This is a genomic window from Pedobacter sp. ASV28 (assembly GCF_016428855.1).
In the GTDB taxonomy this organism is placed as follows: Bacteria; Bacteroidota; Bacteroidia; order Sphingobacteriales; family Sphingobacteriaceae; genus Pedobacter.
The window spans coordinates 1-17,613 of the sequence record NZ_JAELTN010000052.1; the positions used below are offsets into that span (position 1 = coordinate 1).

At 41.5% G+C, this 17,613-nt stretch carries 14 protein-coding genes; 12 read left to right on the plus strand and 2 right to left on the minus strand.

What is annotated here, in order from left to right:
• The first annotated feature begins 891 nt into the window (after positions 1-891).
• The 4 genes from JHD79_RS23015 (at position 892) to JHD79_RS17020 (ending at position 5,537) form a co-directional block, all read left to right on the plus strand.
• The gene (locus JHD79_RS23015; RefSeq protein WP_255533933.1) at positions 892-1,014 is read left to right on the plus strand and encodes a hypothetical protein; all 123 of its coding nucleotides are present in this window, start codon (positions 892-894) and stop codon (positions 1,012-1,014) included.
• A gap of 119 nt (positions 1,015-1,133) precedes the next feature.
• Positions 1,134-2,441: a hypothetical protein gene (locus JHD79_RS17010; RefSeq protein ID WP_199120502.1), complete on the plus strand. Its 1,308-nt coding sequence runs from the start codon at positions 1,134-1,136 to the stop codon at positions 2,439-2,441.
• A gap of 250 nt (positions 2,442-2,691) precedes the next feature.
• Positions 2,692-5,217 carry a hypothetical protein gene (locus JHD79_RS17015; protein WP_199120503.1) on the plus strand — a complete coding sequence of 842 codons (2,526 nt, stop codon included), beginning with the start codon at positions 2,692-2,694 and terminating at the stop codon, positions 5,215-5,217.
• A 2-nt stretch (positions 5,218-5,219) separates the two neighbouring features.
• Complete coding sequence (locus JHD79_RS17020) at positions 5,220-5,537, plus strand: hypothetical protein (protein WP_199120504.1); 318 nt, start codon at positions 5,220-5,222, stop codon at positions 5,535-5,537.
• Positions 5,538-5,563: 26 nt separating this feature from the next.
• On the opposite strand, the gene JHD79_RS17025 is transcribed toward JHD79_RS17020, so the two are convergent.
• Positions 5,564-5,713, minus strand: coding sequence for a hypothetical protein (locus JHD79_RS17025; protein ID WP_199120505.1), 150 nt, complete (start codon positions 5,711-5,713; stop codon positions 5,564-5,566).
• A 225-nt stretch (positions 5,714-5,938) separates the two neighbouring features.
• Between JHD79_RS17025 and JHD79_RS17030 the strand changes: the two genes are divergently transcribed.
• From JHD79_RS17030 to gldN, 8 genes are all read left to right on the plus strand, one after another.
• Positions 5,939-6,217 carry a pyrimidine/purine nucleoside phosphorylase gene (locus JHD79_RS17030; protein WP_199120506.1) on the plus strand — a complete coding sequence of 93 codons (279 nt, stop codon included), beginning with the start codon at positions 5,939-5,941 and terminating at the stop codon, positions 6,215-6,217.
• Between the two features lie 655 nt (positions 6,218-6,872).
• Positions 6,873-8,600, plus strand: coding sequence for a BamA/TamA family outer membrane protein (locus JHD79_RS17035; RefSeq protein ID WP_199120507.1), 1,728 nt, complete (start codon positions 6,873-6,875; stop codon positions 8,598-8,600).
• A 1-nt stretch (position 8,601) separates the two neighbouring features.
• The gene (locus tag JHD79_RS17040; RefSeq protein ID WP_199120508.1) at positions 8,602-9,567 is read left to right on the plus strand and encodes a DUF4271 domain-containing protein; all 966 of its coding nucleotides are present in this window, start codon (positions 8,602-8,604) and stop codon (positions 9,565-9,567) included.
• A gap of 15 nt (positions 9,568-9,582) precedes the next feature.
• On the plus strand, positions 9,583-10,353 hold the full coding sequence (locus JHD79_RS17045) for a uroporphyrinogen-III synthase (RefSeq protein ID WP_199120509.1): 771 nt from the start codon (positions 9,583-9,585) through the stop codon (positions 10,351-10,353).
• Between the two features lie 362 nt (positions 10,354-10,715).
• Positions 10,716-12,032, plus strand: a complete 1,317-nt coding sequence (locus JHD79_RS17050) for an SUMF1/EgtB/PvdO family nonheme iron enzyme (protein WP_199120510.1) — start codon at positions 10,716-10,718, stop codon at positions 12,030-12,032.
• A 51-nt stretch (positions 12,033-12,083) separates the two neighbouring features.
• Positions 12,084-12,887 (plus strand): gliding motility protein GldL, encoded by an 804-nt coding sequence (gene gldL, locus JHD79_RS17055; protein WP_199120511.1) that lies wholly within the window; start codon positions 12,084-12,086, stop codon positions 12,885-12,887.
• Between the two features lie 39 nt (positions 12,888-12,926).
• On the plus strand, positions 12,927-14,450 hold the full coding sequence (gldM, locus tag JHD79_RS17060) for a gliding motility protein GldM (protein ID WP_199120512.1): 1,524 nt from the start codon (positions 12,927-12,929) through the stop codon (positions 14,448-14,450).
• Positions 14,451-14,457: 7 nt separating this feature from the next.
• Positions 14,458-15,456: a gliding motility protein GldN gene (gene gldN, locus JHD79_RS17065; RefSeq protein ID WP_199120513.1), complete on the plus strand. Its 999-nt coding sequence runs from the start codon at positions 14,458-14,460 to the stop codon at positions 15,454-15,456.
• 247 nt (positions 15,457-15,703) lie between these two features.
• Here gldN and uvrC read toward each other — a convergent pair whose 3' ends face one another.
• Positions 15,704-17,515, minus strand: a complete 1,812-nt coding sequence (gene uvrC / locus JHD79_RS17070) for an excinuclease ABC subunit UvrC (RefSeq protein ID WP_199120514.1) — start codon at positions 17,513-17,515, stop codon at positions 15,704-15,706.
• Positions 17,516-17,613: the final 98 nt, after the last annotated feature.

The window sequence follows — 17,613 nt, forward strand, 5'->3', positions numbered from 1 at the left end:
ATTGATAAGCACGATGTCCATATTTTTTCCTCGCCTGTTGTTGTGCATCCATGGTCAATATGGCCTGCATGTTGCTCATGTACAGTGCACAATAAAATTCCTGTAGTATAAACTGGCAGCTTGTCCCTTCTGGTTTAAGCGATTTCTAGCGCAAGCATAAGTGTAACGGTGCTTGTGCTTAAAACTAATTGAGTTTTTAATTAGGCCCAAGCGGACGCTTGCGCCAGAGTGGTGCTTGTGCTTAAAACGAAACTTGGCTGACTTGGTCCCGTTGGTATAAAGCACAAGCTGGGCTTGGGCAAGAGGGGTTTTATTCGTGACTTCTTCGGGGCTTGTTCGGTAAAAAGGTACTTTTACCGAAGGTTTCTCGAACAACTCCCGAACAACACCCGAACAAGGGTGGACTATTTCGGCCAAAACCGGACAATGTCTTATACTAAACTACTCAATTTATAGCCCTTCAGGCAAGGCATACTGAAAATAGGGTTACGGTTAAACCCGCTCTCACACTTAGTGTGTTCTTTTGTATTTGGTAGAAATGGAGATAGAAGCCTAAGCTTTCGTGCTTTTACGAAACGAAGATGCTTCTACAAAAGCCAATTAGGGAAAGTATGGATGATATTTGATGTTAAATTAGATCAATCTAACTTTCTAGCGGTTCCCCAACTTGGCAATTCCGGTAAGCCTAACCCACAACTGATAACCTGCAGCCCATAACCCTAAAAAATTGTCATGTCCAGGATACGAGACATCTATAACCGTAAATCATTCCGGTAACCCCTAACCCGCAACTCACAACCCATAACTAAAGCCCACTTTCCTGTTGCATTTCCAGAAAAAATTTCATTATTTAGAGGCACAGGTTAACAAACCAACGGAAACCAACAAACCATGAAGAAAATTATCGCTCCCTTGCCATCCCCATTGGGCGGCAATCCCCTTTGCGTACCATTAGGGTCAGCCCTGTACATTGCGCCTGCTTATACATTACCCTTGCCCAATCACCCTAAATAGCGCATTTAGATGAGCCCATTGCAATCATTAAATCGTATAGCCATTAAAAACAATAGAAGATAACAACTGCCCCTTAAAGAACCAGATAAGATATCCAGCATTAAAAAAATAAATTTGAAATGAAGAAATTAAGACTACTCTCCCTGGCGTTCATCACATTGATTTCGGTCACTTCCAATGCCCAGACCACCTCGCCAACCTTGCAGGACGTTACTAATAATGGCAACACGACCACAAGTTTTTTGAATACCGGCGGACTGATTATCAATGGAACGGCCAATAATTATAGAGAACTGCTTTTCAAGACCAATAACTCCTTAAGGTGGGATCTGTATGCAATAGGCAATGAAAATGGTGGCAATGCAGGAAGTAACTTATACTTATCTTCTTATGATGATGCGGGCAGTTATTTGGGAACGGTGTTTGCCGTGGATCGAAGCAATAGGATATTAAATTTTCAGGTCAGGCCGCAAATAAACGGCCATAATGTCGTCTCGGCCGATGGCGAAACTTACAACATGAATATTAGTGGTAGTGCTATCCAATGGAATGGTGCGACAAGCGACGGAGGTAATTTTTCAGATCCAAACTATTTCATGACTGCTTTAGTGGGTGGAACTTGGGGTTACACTTCAAAAAGTCAACTTAGAGCGGTCTTAATGCCAACATTGCAGGAAGTTACAGATAGGGGGGGCAGCACTACCAACGACATTTCTGTAGTCAAGTCAGGATTTGTAGCTAATTTTGGAGAAATTGGAAATCAAATAAGAGTTTATTCTGACGCAGCGACAACGTCACCTACAATTACTTCTAGTCCGGGAAAAGCTATACGTTTAGATGCTGGTGGCTCTGGCAATGCTGTTATTATCGCCACCGATGGAAATGCCACTTTTAATGGTGAAGTAGGCCTTCTAACAAGACTGCGAATAAACAAGTCAAGCCAAGTAAATCAAATTATCGGTGATGGCTACGCTTTTAGTATTGGCGGCGCCAATAATCTTGGCATTAGGAATGATGCAGGTAAGATCGTTTTTGCATCAGGTAGCGCAGACGTAGGGATGACCATTGACGGTGGCAATGTAGGCATTGGCACCACTGCCCCCCAGGAAAAGCTTTCGGTAAACGGTAAGATCAGGGCCAGGGAGGTAAAGATCGAACCCACTACCAATTGGCCCGATTATGTGTTCGAAGACAGCTATAGCATGCCATCTTTGAAAGAATTGGAGGCCTTTATCAGGCAGAACAAGCACCTGCCCGAAGTGCCCTCGGCAAAGGAATTGGCCAAGGAAGGATTGGAACTGGGCGAGATGAACAAAGTACTGCTCAAGAAGATAGAAGAACTTACCCTGCACCTTATCCAGAAAGAAAAACAGTTAAAGGCACTGGAAGAGCGTATGGATAAACTAGAACAGACAAAAAAGCCATAAACTATTTTTCTGCTCCACGCCTGATGAAAGTTGAGTGCAAGCGATTATACCAGAGTTAATTAAGTAAGGTATTGATAGTGTTTGATATTAGATAAATCTAACTTTCTGGCGGTTCCCCAACTTGGCAATTCTGGTAAGCCTAACCCACAACTCACAACCCATAACCAAAGCCCACTTTCCTATTGCATTTCCAGAAAAAAAATCATTATTTAGAGGCACAGGTTAACAAACCAACGGAAACCAACAAACCATGAAGAAAATTATCGCTCTCCTGCTGTGCCTTTTTGGCGCAAGCTGGGCAATTGCACAGGAAAACACCAGTTATGGTACAGGCGCTTTAGCTCAGGCCAACACATTGAAATATGCCATAAAGGAAATCAATATTGTCAATCCAGGGACTTATAGCCGACCAACCATAAATTTTGGTAGCCACACTATTGAATGGGAATATCTCTATATGGACGTGAGCAGCACCAATGGACTATATATAGAAGGATATATTAAAAGTGCTGTTGATTTGGGAAGTTTTGTACCAAGCCTTGTAGGGGGGCATGGAACTGGTGCTATACTAGAATTTTATCTGTCGTGGTCGGATGGTGTTTATTATTATTATGAGCTATATACTAGCGATTCGGGTACAGGCTATGCACCACAGGTGAGTATAACTCCCACTGCTAATAACAGCTCGTTTACCCTTAATACATCAATTAACGAAACCAACGCGTTAGAAATATACTATGTTGATTATTCTAAAACTAATACTTATACTGTAGCACCCACCGTCCTTATTTCCTTTGGAGGAGCTACTGCACTGGCCGTATTGGAAAGCACTGCAGCCAATGGACAAAATACGGCAATCGGTTATCAAGCATTGTATAATGCCAATTCTTCAGATAATGTGGCTGTTGGAAATAAGGCGGGCTATGAATTGACTACGGGCAAGAACAACACATTCATTGGAGCTTATGCAGGTAAGGGCATCACTACCGGTTCTGGAAATACAATTGTTGGTGCTACCTCATCCGATCTGCCAGGTAATTTGACCGGGAGTGTATTGCTTGCCGACGGTAACGGTAACAATAGGCTGTACTTTTCGCCAAATGGCAATGCATTGCTTGGTTATGGTAATACTTTTACCGATGCAGGCCATAAACTTGATGTAAATGGAAACGCACGCATACAAGGTAAGGTATATGCACAAGATATGGATGCCTATGAAGTATCTGCAATTGCCGCCAATAAGGTGATTGAAGCTACTTCTTCTAATAGATTTAAGTTTTACCAGACCCCAACCAGTAAAACCTTTCACGATGTATTGGCATTCAATAAGAAAGGCTATCAGATTACTTATGAGGAATCTGCCGATAAGACCAATTTCGTGCCGGCTACGTTGAATAACAGTTTGTTCTCTCAAAGGACGGGTACGGCCGCACAAATAGAGGTGATCAATGGAAGCAGCACAAAGGCGGCGAGGTGGACATGGGGAGGAATGACTTACACCAATGCCATGTGGTTGGCACTTGATTATGGCTATTGCGCAGGAACTTATGTGAATATTAAGATAGAACATTCTCAAAATAATGTAAACTGGACCACACTCCATAATTCTACCTATTTTCTTGGCAGTAGTGGCGTAAGTAGGTACCATTGGTTAAATGGTTTCGATGAAAGTGATTATCTTCGTTTAACCATGACCCATAATAGCGGAAATGTAGTCAGATTAAGTGGCATCAGGTTGTTGACCACGCGCTTAGGTAATCATGGTGCCGCTCCAGAGTATGCCTACCCCTATACCTGGAACAAGGACGGTTGGATCGGGATCAACAAGGGGATTGCTGAACCTGAATATCCCTTGGATGTGAATGGTACTAGCCGCTTTGCTGGTATCATGCTCCTGAACAATGAACCTGCAACTTCTGTGGGAAGCTATGAGGTGTTGACTAGAAATTCAGGTACAGGTGCCATAGAAAAATTGAATGTTAGTCTGCCTAATTCGGGAGGTTTCGATTTACAGGGAATTACAGATAGGGGCTTTACTACAACAAATGATCTGGATATAGCTAAAGGGCTGTCGCTGTCAGGCTTAGATATAAAAGTGAGCAATAGTAATTTCTCAGAAATACAGGCAAAGAAGGTGGGCGATTCCTATGACCATCCGTTAGTATTCCAAAGACAGGGAGGACATCTCGGTATCGGTACTTCCACAATAGACAATGCGCAGGGTTGGGACAAGGTCATGCAGGTGCATGGCAACCAACATGCTAAACTTCTGGTAACGGAAGGTTCCGGAATAAAAGTGGGAATGTTTGCCCATATTAGCAACGTGGCCAAGATAGGTACTGAAAGCCAACACGACCTTACGTTCACCGCCGGCTATTGGAATGATGTGATGACACTGAAAACAAATGGCAACGTAGGCATTGGCACCACTGCCCCCCAGGAAAAGCTTTCGGTAAACGGTAAGATCAGGGCCAGGGAGGTAAAGATCGAACCCACGGCCAATTGGCCCGATTATGTGTTCGAAGACAGCTACAGCATGCCATCTTTGAAAGAATTGGAGGCCTTTATCAGGCAGAACAAGCACCTGCCCGAAGTGCCCTCGGCAAAGGAAGTGGCCAAGGAAGGATTGGAACTGGGAGAGATGAACAAAGTACTGCTCAAGAAGATAGAAGAACTTACCCTGCACCTTATCCAGAAAGAAAAAGAGCTTGCAGAAACCAATAAACGTATAGACCAGCTTGCCAAAATGGTGGGTCAATTAATGGAAAAAAAATAGAGATGAAGAAAGTTATCGTACTCGCATTGTTGCAGGTAGCCATTTTAAATGGATATGCCCAGCAAAAAAAGAAACCCGTTACTCCAGGCCATGCCGCTATGGCCATACTAAGTGCCGAACAGCAAGCACAGGTGAAAAATGTAAACAAAAAGTTTACGGCAGATATGAAGGCCCTGATTGAACAGCCTTCAAATGACCCCTTGGAAAAAAGAGAGAAGATGAAAAAGCTCCGCCTGTCTCGCGACAGCGCTATGAAGGTATTGCTGGGCGAGCAGACCTTTAATGACTATAAAAGGAAAACGAAGGTAAACAAGAACTAGTGTATTGCCAGACCATGGTTTTCTACCTAATGGTTTACGGTATATAGGAAAAGCAATAGCAAAATTGTCATCTTGCACGCAACCTGTACAGATCCTATAGCCATCGGATTATTGGTAGCGAAGGAAATAAAAGTACATTCTTCTAGTATAGATTTCTCTTCGTCGTTCCTGCTCATCGAAAAGACGTTTTGTTGATGTACTGTCCTCCCTTTACCGTCATCTCGACGACCTTAGGAGGAGGGATTTAATAATTTAAGTGCAGGTTGGCTATTGAAGTTAGATATATCTAACTATGGCGTTAAACAAAGCCGCATGAACAATTACGGTTAAAGTTTCATTAATGCCAATTTAAGATTTACTTTTTTGCAGGAATTAAGATTATATGTTGCTATTTTAGCCATATGATTACTGTAAATGAATATTTTGACGGAGCCGTAAAATCGCTCGCCTATGAAAATCAGGGGAAATCAACCGTAGGTGTTATAGATAAAGGCGAATATGAATTTGGCACCACCACCCACGAAACCATGCTTGTAGTAGAAGGACAGATGGAAGTATTATTGGCCCAAGATGGAGATTGGAAAACCTGCTCGGCCGGACAACAGTTTGAAGTAGAAGCCCATACCACTTTTAAGGTAAAAACAGCTGAACAGGTTGCCTACCTGTGCAAGTATAGATAAAAACAACAGGGAGGAAGCGGATTACCTAACTCAAGCTGTCTTCCAGAGATTCCTCTCCGATAAATCGGAGCAGGCTCTGTCGTCGGCATGACAGAAACAAAAGTGGAATAACGGCTTAGGTTTGGAATGATAAGTGTGGAGGTGAAACGAAAGAAGAGAAAAAGATCTTTTTCTAGGCCAAATTGCTTTCAAGAATACAACCTGTGCCGATCCTATAGCCATCGGATTATTGGTAGCGAAGGAAATAAAAGTACATTCTTCTATATAGATTTCTCTTCGTCGTTCCTCCCCATCGAAAAGACGTTTTGTTGATGTACTGCCCTCCCTTTACCGTCATCTCGACGATTTTTAAGAGGAGAGATCTAACATGCTGCATGCAGGCTATGTTACGGTGCTGGTTTAACCCCGTTGATTTTCAATGCTCTTTGTCATACTCTCTCATCGAAATAATGGTATTTCTTTGCGCGCTCTTCTAATCTGATAGACCTCTAGGAAAGGGTAAAGAATTTATTGAAGTGCATTTTTCAATTAAAGTTGCCTGAAGTCTTTTAGTAGTCAATACCCAAATGAAGAGCAGTTTTTAGTATGTTTGAATTTCCTTCAAGGCAATAGCTTACAAGCGTAGGGCCGCTGGGATGAAAGAGCAAATAAACAGATGAGGTACCTGCTTTCTATTTTTTGTTTTCTGGCGCTGAGCAAAGTATCGGCCCAAAAGAACTATCAGCTCAACGTGAGTTTGGTAGAAGCAGACCCTAGCCTGTTGAAAAGTCTTCAGTTTAAATCGGCACAGCCCGATAGTATCACGGTATACCAAACAGCGGCTTTGTTGGTTTCGCAGCTACAGTTTCAGGGTTACCTATTGGCCGAAGTGGAAAAACTGGTCTTTAACGATCGAAAGGTGCAGCTGCTGCTCAGGGCCAACAAGCAATATCAATTGGTGGCCTTAAGTGCCAAGTTGCCATCGGCCGTACTGCAGTCCGTAGGTTTTAGGGAAAGGAATTTTAGGGCAGTTAATTTTAACCCCAAGCAGCTTACCCAGTTATTTGAGAGCCTGCTTGTTTATTACGAGAACAACGGTTATCCCTTTGCTGCCATCGGTTTGGACAGCATCATGATGGACAGGGAAAAGATTGCCGCACAGCTGAAGGTACAGCCCAACCAACGCATTACCTATGACAGCGTACAAGTGGTGGGGAGTGCCAAAATTGGCCAAAAATACCTGCAGAATTACCTCAATATAAGGCAGGGCGATTATTATGCAGAGAAATATGTAGGCCTAATGGAAAACAGGCTGCGGGAGCTTCCTTTCCTGGAAGTGGTCAAAAGTCCCGAAATAGGCTTTGCCAACCAAAAAGCATTGATACGGGTGTACGCAAATAAGAAAGATGCCAACCAGTTCGACGGTATATTAGGGCTACAGCAGAATGGCTCTACCGGCAAATCGCAGTTGGTAGGTAACCTTAAGCTGCACCTTTACAATGCCTTTAAGAGGGCCGAACAATTGGACTTTAATTACCAGGGGCTTGCCGGAAAAAGCCAGCTGTTAGAATTGAAGGCAAATGTTCCCCACGTATTGAATACAGAATTTGGGTTGAGCCCAAGTCTTTATCTCTATAAACAGGATACCTCGTTTTTGAATGTCGATACCAAGCTAGGCTTCAATTACCTGTTGAAGGGAAATAATGCCTTGCAGTTTTTTATCGAGAATAAAGCGACCAGCCTGGTTTCGGTAGAAGGCTACCAAAATGCCACAGTATTGCCTCCTATTTTAGATGCCGGTACCACCTTTTATGGTCTTGGGCTTAATCTTGAGCAGCTCGACTACCGGTTTAATCCGCGGAAAGGTTATACCCTTTCGTTAGATTTTGCCGTGGGTGCAAAAAAGATCAAGCGTAATGCGGCCATTCCCGAAGCACTCTACCAGAACGTGACTTTGAACAGTACCTCTTACCGCCTATTCAGCCGCATTAATTATTATGTTCCATTGGCCAAACAGCTGGTGGTAGCCCTAAGCAATGAAACAGCCTTCCTAAATGGTAAATACCTATTGGAAAATGAAGTGTTTAGGCTTGGTGGACAAAAAAGCCTAAGAGGCTTTAATGAACTTTCTATATTGGCCACGGGTTATGCCTATGCTAATGCCGAACTGCGCTACCTGTTAGAACGCAACTCTTTCCTGTTCATTTTCTATAACCAGGCCTATGTTAAAAGGAAAACAGCCGACCTGAACTACAAAGACTATCCTTTGGGCTTTGGAACGGGAATTAATTTTGAAACGAACCTTGGTATACTTTCTGTCAGCTATGCATTAGGGAAACAACAAAATAATCCACTAAATTTGCGGCAAGGGAAAATACACTTTGGTATTACCGCACTATTCTAGCATGTTTAAGATACTTACTCCGTTTTTTGTTGGCCTATTGTGCTGCGTAGCTGCAAATGCCCAGCGTACCCTGCCGCAGCCAGATACGGTGGCCATGACATCCGCTGTTACAGATGACTTATCCCTTAGGCCCGATAGCGCCATTACGGTAAGTATAGATACATTAACCCCTAAAATATTAAGGATTAGAGATTCGCTGACCAATGCACAGTGGTTGGACAGTTTAAATGCGGGTTATGGTTTTGAGGTTTTTAATTTGAACCGCTTGATCAGCCAGGCGGCCAACTATAGGGCTGAAGTAGATTACCAGCATGGTGATCTGTTGCCAAAGGGAGAAATATGGATCTTGGGTATTATTGCTTTTTTATTGGTGCTGTTTGCAGTGCTCAAGAACACCTTTGCAAAACAACTTAGTGCGGTAGTACAGTCTTTCTATAGCAATAGGGCATTAACCAACCTGAATAAGGAAGACAACCTCATCACCTCGTGGTCTTTCTTGCTGCTGTTTATCCAATTTGGCTTTACCATTGGCATGTTTTTCTATCTGGTGGCACAATATAGGCAGTTGCAGCAGGTGCAGGAGGGCTTCTCTTTTTTTGTGGCGATTTCTATAGCCATTATTCTGCTATATCTATTAAAGATTGTATGCCTGAGAATTTTGGGTTTTGTTTTCAATGTACAGAAACCCTTGCACCAATATGTCTCTATATTATATTTAAGTTATTTTAATGCTTCCTTATTGTTTATTCCTATTATTATCGCATTTGCCCTGTCTCCGGCCAAATATGGGTCATTGTATGTGCTTTTGGGCATACTTACCCTATTGGTAATCTTCGTTTTTCAGTTCATTAGGGCTGCGGTAAATATTTTATCTCAATATAGGTTTCCTAAATTGTATTTATTTTTGTATTTTTGCACCCTCGAAATTTGCCCTATATTGATATTAATCAAGGCTATAGGATTATAAGTGCTAATAAGGAAAATGCAAGAAAACAAAGAAGAAAGATTGCGCAAGGTAAAAAGTATATTGGTTACTTTGCCAAAACCCGAAACTGAAAAGTCACCATATTTTGATTTAGCAAAGAAATATAATCTAAAAATAGATTTTAGGTCTTTTATACATGTAGAAGGGGTGCCGGCCAAGGATTTTAGAAAAGAGAAGATCAATTTGGCCGACTATACTGCGGTGGTTTTTACCAGTAGAAATGCCGTAGATCATTTTTTCAGGATCTGTGAAGAAATGAGGTATGAAGTGTCTGTAAACCTTAAATATTTCTGTATTTCAGAATCTACGGCGCTTTATCTACAAAAGTATATCCAATATAGGAAGCGTAAGATCTTCTTTGGTAAACAGACTGCGGCCGACCTGGCCGAAGTGTTGAAGAAACATGCCGGTGATAAGTTCCTTTACCCATGTTCTGATGTGGCAACGGAAGATACCATGAATTTTCTGCAGAAAAATGGTTATGATGTAACGCCTGCGGTGCTGTTCAGGACAGTAGTGAGCGATCTTTCCGACTTGGCAGATGTATTTTATGATGTTCTTGCTTTTTTTAGTCCATCGAGCATACAATCACTGTATATAAATTTCCCCAATTTTCTACAAAACAATACTAGGATTGCAACTTTTGGACTCAATACACAAAAGGCGGTGGCCGAAAAAGGCTTAATTGTGGATATCGCAGCGCCCAATCCAGAGGCTCCTTCCATGATCATGGCTTTGGAAAACTATATCAAAAAATCTAATAAATAGATAAAATTTACTTATTTTTTGGTATTGATATTCAGTGGTTTATGGACTATCTTGCAGCAGCTTGGTCTTTTTTTCTGTTTTTGGTGAAAAAACAACAATAAATTGCTGTTCAGTTCGTTAACTTCTGTTTGAAGGCTTAACATTTGGTTAAAACTTGTGCTTTTTTGCTGATTATGGCACTTTCTAGCTTCATTGGGATAGGGTGGTGGACCTAAAATTAAATTTTACAGTCCCTCACTTTTGCGATGAAGGAAAATGTTAATAAAATTAATGCTTAAGAAAAAGTGTGGATTTTTTTGTGCGAATAGTTGTAAATCTCAATGTTAATTGATAAAATTGCTATAAAATTGCTTAGACAACATATGAAGAAAATTTACTTTCTTACATTTATTATAATTTCTGCCATGCTTTCGAGCTGTGGGAAGGGTGGCCAGGGAGAGCTCATAGGTGCCTACAACAGAAAATTTAAGAACAACAAAATCCCTTTGGGGATGGTCTATATACCTGGTGGTCGTAACCTGATCGGGATGACTGATGAAGATATTACCTTCTATCAGGGCAAGCAGAGCAAAATGGTTTCCTTTAATCCCTTTTATATGGATCAAACCGAAATCACCAATGCAGAATATAGACAGTTTGTAAATTGGGTGAGAGACTCAGTGGCCATTACCAAATTTTTACAAGGTACCGAATACTTTATCAAACCAAAAACTTCGGCTGGGGCAACAGCGCCTAAATTCCAACATATAGACTGGAGGAAAGTAGGGAACGGTAGTGCCTTATGGAACAATAAAAAGCCCGATATCAACAATAAGCTAAAGGGGATGTATATTAACGATAACTTATCTCAATTCTCTCATGGAGGAAATGATAAGGACATCGATAAAAGATTGTTGAGATACGCCTATATTTCAAAGAATATTGATCTGGCCCTGCAAAATGGCGCCAATTCGGAAAGGATAGACAACTATGATATCTATACCGATAACCCTGACCTGTCAAAACCAAACCAGCACCCTTCGGTACTGGTGTATCCCGATACCTTGGTATGGCGACGCGATTATACCTATGAATATAACGATCCAATGGTAGAGGCCTACTTTAACCACCCTTCTTATGATAGATATCCAGTGGTTGGGGTAACCTGGGAGCAGGCAAATGCTTTTTGCGCTTGGAGAACCGAGTTTTATGAAAATGTGGCCAGACAAAGAAAAATGCCCGTTAATTCGAGATTGAAATATGCTTTGCCTACGGAAGCCGAATTTGAATATGCGGCCAGGGGCGGAAGAACCCAGACTAAATACCCTTGGGGAGGACCTTACATCATGAATGCAAGGGGATGCCTGCAAGCCAACTTTAAGGTAGGTAGGGGTAATTATGTAGACGATGGTGCTTTGTATACCGTAGAAGCAAAAGCTTATTTGCCAAATGATTATGGATTGTACAATATGGCGGGCAATGTGGCCGAATGGACTTTAGATGCTTATAATAAAGCCTCTGTGGAAGATAAAAACCCAATTTTTAGAAAAGGTAACCGTAAAGTGGTTAAAGGAGGTTCTTGGAAAGATATAGGATTCTTCCTACAGAATTCGGTGGCTTCTTATGAATATCAGGATGTGCCCAGATCTTATATCGGATTTAGATGCGTGTCCCATTTCCCAGGTAATAGCCTGCTGTAAAAAATACTAGATAAGTAAACCACAAACTCAAAAAATAAACAATTTAAAACTATGGCGGCAAAATTTGCTACAAAGGAAGCGAAATTACACTTGGCAACATCTATTGGTGCATCTGTTGTAATTGTTGGTGCATTATTCAAGATTCTTCACTTGGGAGGCATTTGGGGAAGTATCATGATTGGTGTTGGATTAGGAGTAGAAGCATTTTTATTCTTATTGGGAGGTTTCTTCCCTCCACATCCAGATCTTCCATGGGAAAAAGCATATCCTGAGTTAAAAGAGGGAGCGCCGGCAAGGGATAAATCGAGAGAAGGAGACGTCTCGCCTAATACTTCGGCCATTAGTGCCCTAAGTGAAGTGGTGAATAAAGAGATTGGTGCCGACCTTATCAAAGAACTGGGCACTGGCCTGCGTACCTTTGGTGACAAGGTAGCTACAATTTCCAATGTGGCCGATGCTTCGTTGGCAACAACTGAATTTACAGATAAGGTGAAAACGGTATCTACCAGTTTCGATCACCTGAATACCGCTTTTGGAAAGGCAACGGCTCAATTGGCCGAACTTGGCGAAAGTCATGCCGACTCAAAAGCATACCACGAACAAGTTAACAACCTGGCCAAGAACTTATCGGCTTTAAATGCTGTTTATGAATTGGAATTGCAAGATTCAAGCGCACATTTAAAATCAATGAACAAGTTTTATCAAAACCTAGCCTTGACCATGGACAACTTTAGCGATTCGATGGAAGATTCTAAACAGTTCAAGGAAGAAGTAGGTAAACTAGCTAAAAACTTATCGTCGTTAAATGCTATTTATGGCAACATGTTAACGGCTATGAACCAACCAAGAGCTTAATTAGTCATATTAACAATTACTAGAAAAAACTAATTTAATATGGCAGTAGGTAAGGAAACCGCAAGGCAGAAGATGATCGGTATCATGTATTTGGTACTGTTGGCTATGCTTGCGCTCAATGTTTCAGACTTGGTGTTAAAAGCTTTCAGAAATATTAACGATAGCTTGAATACATCCAAAAATAATGTTGAAAACAACATTACACAACTTTTAAGTAACTACGCAAACACCAAGGCAAAAGAAAGCACAGATAATGCCGAAAGACTTAAGAGAGCTCAGGAAGCACAAAAAATAGGTGAAGACTTAATAAAGTACATCAATAAGCTTCAAGATCAGATTGCAGCGGATGGTTTTGATGAAAATGGCGATTTAAAGCAAAAGAACAATCTAGATATTGGTCAGAACATAATGGGTAGTGATACCGAACATAAGGCAGGGAAAAAATTGCAGGCCGAGATTAACAAGACAGGTCAGAAATTGGCTTCTCTTTTACAGCATGATGAAGGAAAACCAACTTTTATGTTGCAGGCCTTAGATCCTGTAAAACCTAGAGCAGGAGAGCCTAAAACCTGGACTGGCAATAATTTTGGAGAGGGCGTTCCATTGGTCGCTTTCAGGACCATTTTAACCATGATCCAGAACGATACCAAAAATATGGAAGCCGATGTGATCAATAAAATATTGGCCGATAAGCCTATGGTTACCCTCGATCAGTTTCAGGCAGTGGCAGTAGCCCCTTCTTCTTATGTAATTCAGGGCCAACCCTATAAAGCGGAGATTTACCTAACGGCAAGTGACTCGAAATCGAACCCAGATATTACCGTAAATGGAAACAAATTGCCAACGGAAAATGGCAAAGGTGTTTACACTGGTGGTACAGGTAGCGTAGGTACTTTTACGTGGAAAGGTACCATTAGGGTAAAAGATAGAACGGGTAAAGTTACCCCTTATGAAACCCCAACGATGACCTATCAGGTGGCTAAGCCATCGGCAAGTATTTCTTCTGATAAGTTGAATGTGATCTATGCGGGTATTCCTAATCCATTTACGATATCGGCACCAGGTTTCCCTGATGTAAATGCGACTATCTCTGGAGGTTCTTTGTCGGGCTCTGGTGGTAAATACATGATCAATGTACCAGGTTCCTTAGTGGGCAAGGAAGTTTCCATCAATGTTTCTGGAAAGAATGGTACCACTACATTGCCATTGGGCTCACAAAAATTTAGGGTAAAGGCCGTGCCTGATCCTGTAGCTAAGTTTGCAGGTAAAAAAGGAGGAATCATGTCAGCCAGTAAAATGGCCAGTACAGACCAGATTGTTGCCGAGCTTGAAAATTTTGAATTCGATCTGAATGTTAAAGTCATAAAATTCACCGTTACCATTATGAGACCGCGTCAAGATCCGATGCCTTTCTACTGTACCGGCGATAACTTCAACAGTCAGGCCAAGGCTGCCATTGCCTCTCTGCCTTTTGGTTCTAAGGTGTTTATTGAGAATGTAATTGCGCAAATGCCAGATGGGCGTCAGCCTGCCTTGAATTCAATGGTATTTACCATTAACTAATATTGTTATGAAAAAAATATTTCTATTTGTTGTTCTTGTATCGTTATCGACGGTTCTTTTTGCGCAAAACAAAAAGGGTACAGGTAAGAATACACCTGCAAAGAAACCCACAGTGACCAAGGCTAAAACAGAAACACCACCTCCTGTTACACCAGTAAAAGAAGAAGTGAAACCTAAAAAGCCTAGAAAACCTAAGCAGGATGGCTATGTTTTTGCCAAAGATACCATTGTAGCAGAACCGATCCCTTATCCGGAAATTAAAAAGGAAGACATTGTTTACACCAAGCGGGTTTGGCGTATTATTGACTTTAGGGATAAAGGTAATCAGGTGTTGACTTCTCCAAAAGTTAATTTGATAGGGGTGATTTATGATGCCATTAGCAAAGGGGAGTTGGAGCTGTTTGGGATAGATGACGAATCCTTTGAAAGAGACCCGGTTTCGGCAGAAAAACCTAAGAACAGTAAGAAGTCATTGGCTGATACTTCATTTTTGGGCATAAACCCAAATACCAATGAATTAAATGGGGCCAACAACGATTTTTTTGCCCAAGCATTTAAAGGCTTGAGGTTGAAGGAAGATTGGATTTTTGATGTAAAAAGAGGAGTTTTTGAACCTCGTATTGTAGGTATTGCACCCATAAGGTTAGATAGCAGGGCGGCTTTAAACGCTGATGGTACACCTGTTGTAGGCGCTGATGGACAGCCGATGGCACCAACTGTAACTGAGCAGCCTGTTGGATGGATCTATTTTGATGACCTGAGAACCCTGCTGGCCAATACAAAAATAGCAAATGACGGCAACGATAATTCGGGGCTGACTTTCGATGATATTTTTCTAAGAAGATTATTCTTTAGCCACATTACCAAAACGTCCAATTCTGCAGATTTGAGAATAGAAGACCTGATGGAAAATGGAAAAGCCTTAACGCCAAAGGAAAGGCTGCTTGAAGCGGAAAGAATTAAAAAGAAAATGGCCGACTTTGAACAAGGTCTTTGGGAATACTAGCCCAGATCATATAAAAAGCTCCGATGTAAATCGGAGCTTTTCTTTTTTAAAAGGGATCTATAGAACGGGAAGCTTCCTTCAAGTTAACCCAATAATATGCTTTGTCATTCCAACGCTAGGCGTGCTCCGATTTATCGGAGAGGAATCTAATCAATAGAAGGTTAGGTACATCTTCACTTCACAGCCTTTCCTGTGCCGAAGTGAAGATGCTCTTTTGAATTCAACATCTCCCTTTTCTGAAAGGATGTTATTTGGCATTTGTTTGGTTATTAAAATGGGCATGTAAAGCCATGATCTGTTTTTTATGGAGTACAGTGCCCAGTTCTTCCGTATTGGCTTCCCTGATCTTTTTTACCGACTTGAATTTTTGGAGGAGTTTATCTGCGGTAGCCTTACCTATTCCTTCTATTTCTTCCAGCTCGGTCTTTAGGGTACCCTGATCGCGTTTTTTTCGGTGAAAGGTAATGCCAAAGCGATGGGCCTCGTCTCTTAACTGTTGGATGATTTTCAGAGTCTCCGATTTTTTGTCCAGATAAAGGGGAAGGCTATCATTGGGGTAATATAGTTCCTCCAAACGTTTGGCTATTCCAATAACCGTTACCTTTTTGTCGATACCCAATTTTTTTAAACTGCTTAAGGCCGAAGATAATTGGCCTTTACCGCCATCAATAATAATAAGTTGGGGCAAAGTCTGTTCCTCTTCCAACATGCGCTTATATCGCCTGTAAACAGCTTCCTGCATGGTGGCAAAATCGTTTGGACCTTCTACCGTTTTGACATTGAAATGCCGATAGTCCTTTTTGCTGGGCTTGGCATCCCTAAATACCACAATGGCAGAAACAGGATATTTACCCTGAAAGTTGGAATTATCGAAACATTCGATATGGTAGGGCAGTTGGGTAAGCCTCAAGTCTTCTTTCATCTGTCCCAGAATTCGTTCCGTCCTAAGATCTGGGTTCAGCTTTTCATACTGATTCAGCTTCTCTTTTTTAAAGAACAGCACGTTTTTTTCGGAAAGCTCTAGCAGTTTTTTCTTTTCACCCAGTTTGGGTACCGTAAGCTTAAGGTTCTGGTCTTCCAGAAGCAGATCAAAAGGAACGATAATTTCTTTGGAAGTACTCTTGAACTTTGTTCTGAATTCGGCAATGGCAATAGAGAGTAACTCTTCATCACTTTCGTCCAAACGTTTTTTGATTTCTATGGTCTGCGTTTGAATGATACTGCCATTCATTACCTTTAGGTAATTGACAAACGCATACCGCTGGTCTGAAGCTATACTGACCACGTCCAAATTCGTAAAGGCGCTATTCACTACGGTAGACTTGCTCTGGTATTTCTCTAGTACCGATAGTTTTTGCTGGTAGTGATGGGCAAGTTCAAAATTCAGGTCTTCTGCCGCGGTTTTAACGGTTTGCTTCACCTCTTTAATTACATTGCCGATCTTTCCGTTCAGTATATCTTTGATTTCGGCAATGTTATGCTCGTAATCTGCTGCAGATTGGTAATTTTGACAAGGCCCCTTACAATTGCCAATTTGGTACTCTAAGCAGACCTTAAACTTGCCTGCATTGATGTTTTCTGATGTTAAGGGCAAATTGCAGGTACGTAGGGCATAAGTTTCTTTGATAAGGTCTAGAATAGTGTGCATCATGCCTACAGAGGCGTAAGGGCCTAAATAGGTAGAGCCATCCTTAATTACTTTTCGGGTAGAAAAAATACGGGGAAAAGGCTCTTTTTTGATGACGATCCAAGGATAGGTCTTGTCGTCTTTCAGCATGATGTTATAACGGGGCTGGTGCTTTTTGATCAGGCTGTTTTCCAATAGCCAGGCATCAATTTCCGTATCTACAATGGTAAACTGTATGCGCCTGATCTTGGACACCAAAACCCTGGTTTTGCCATTCAGCTGCTTATCTTGTACAAAATAGGAGCTTACACGATTGCGCAGGTCTTTTGCCTTGCCAATGTAGATCAGCTTATCTTCCACATCGAAATATTGATAAACCCCAGGTTTATGCGGGATATCCTTTAAAGCCTTTTTATAGTCGAAACTGCTCATGCTTTTCAAAGTTAGTGCAAAAATATCTTTTGGTAGGTGTTTTCTCCATTTTCATATAGGTAAGTGTTGGAAATAAGGTGCGTACGTTTTTTAACACT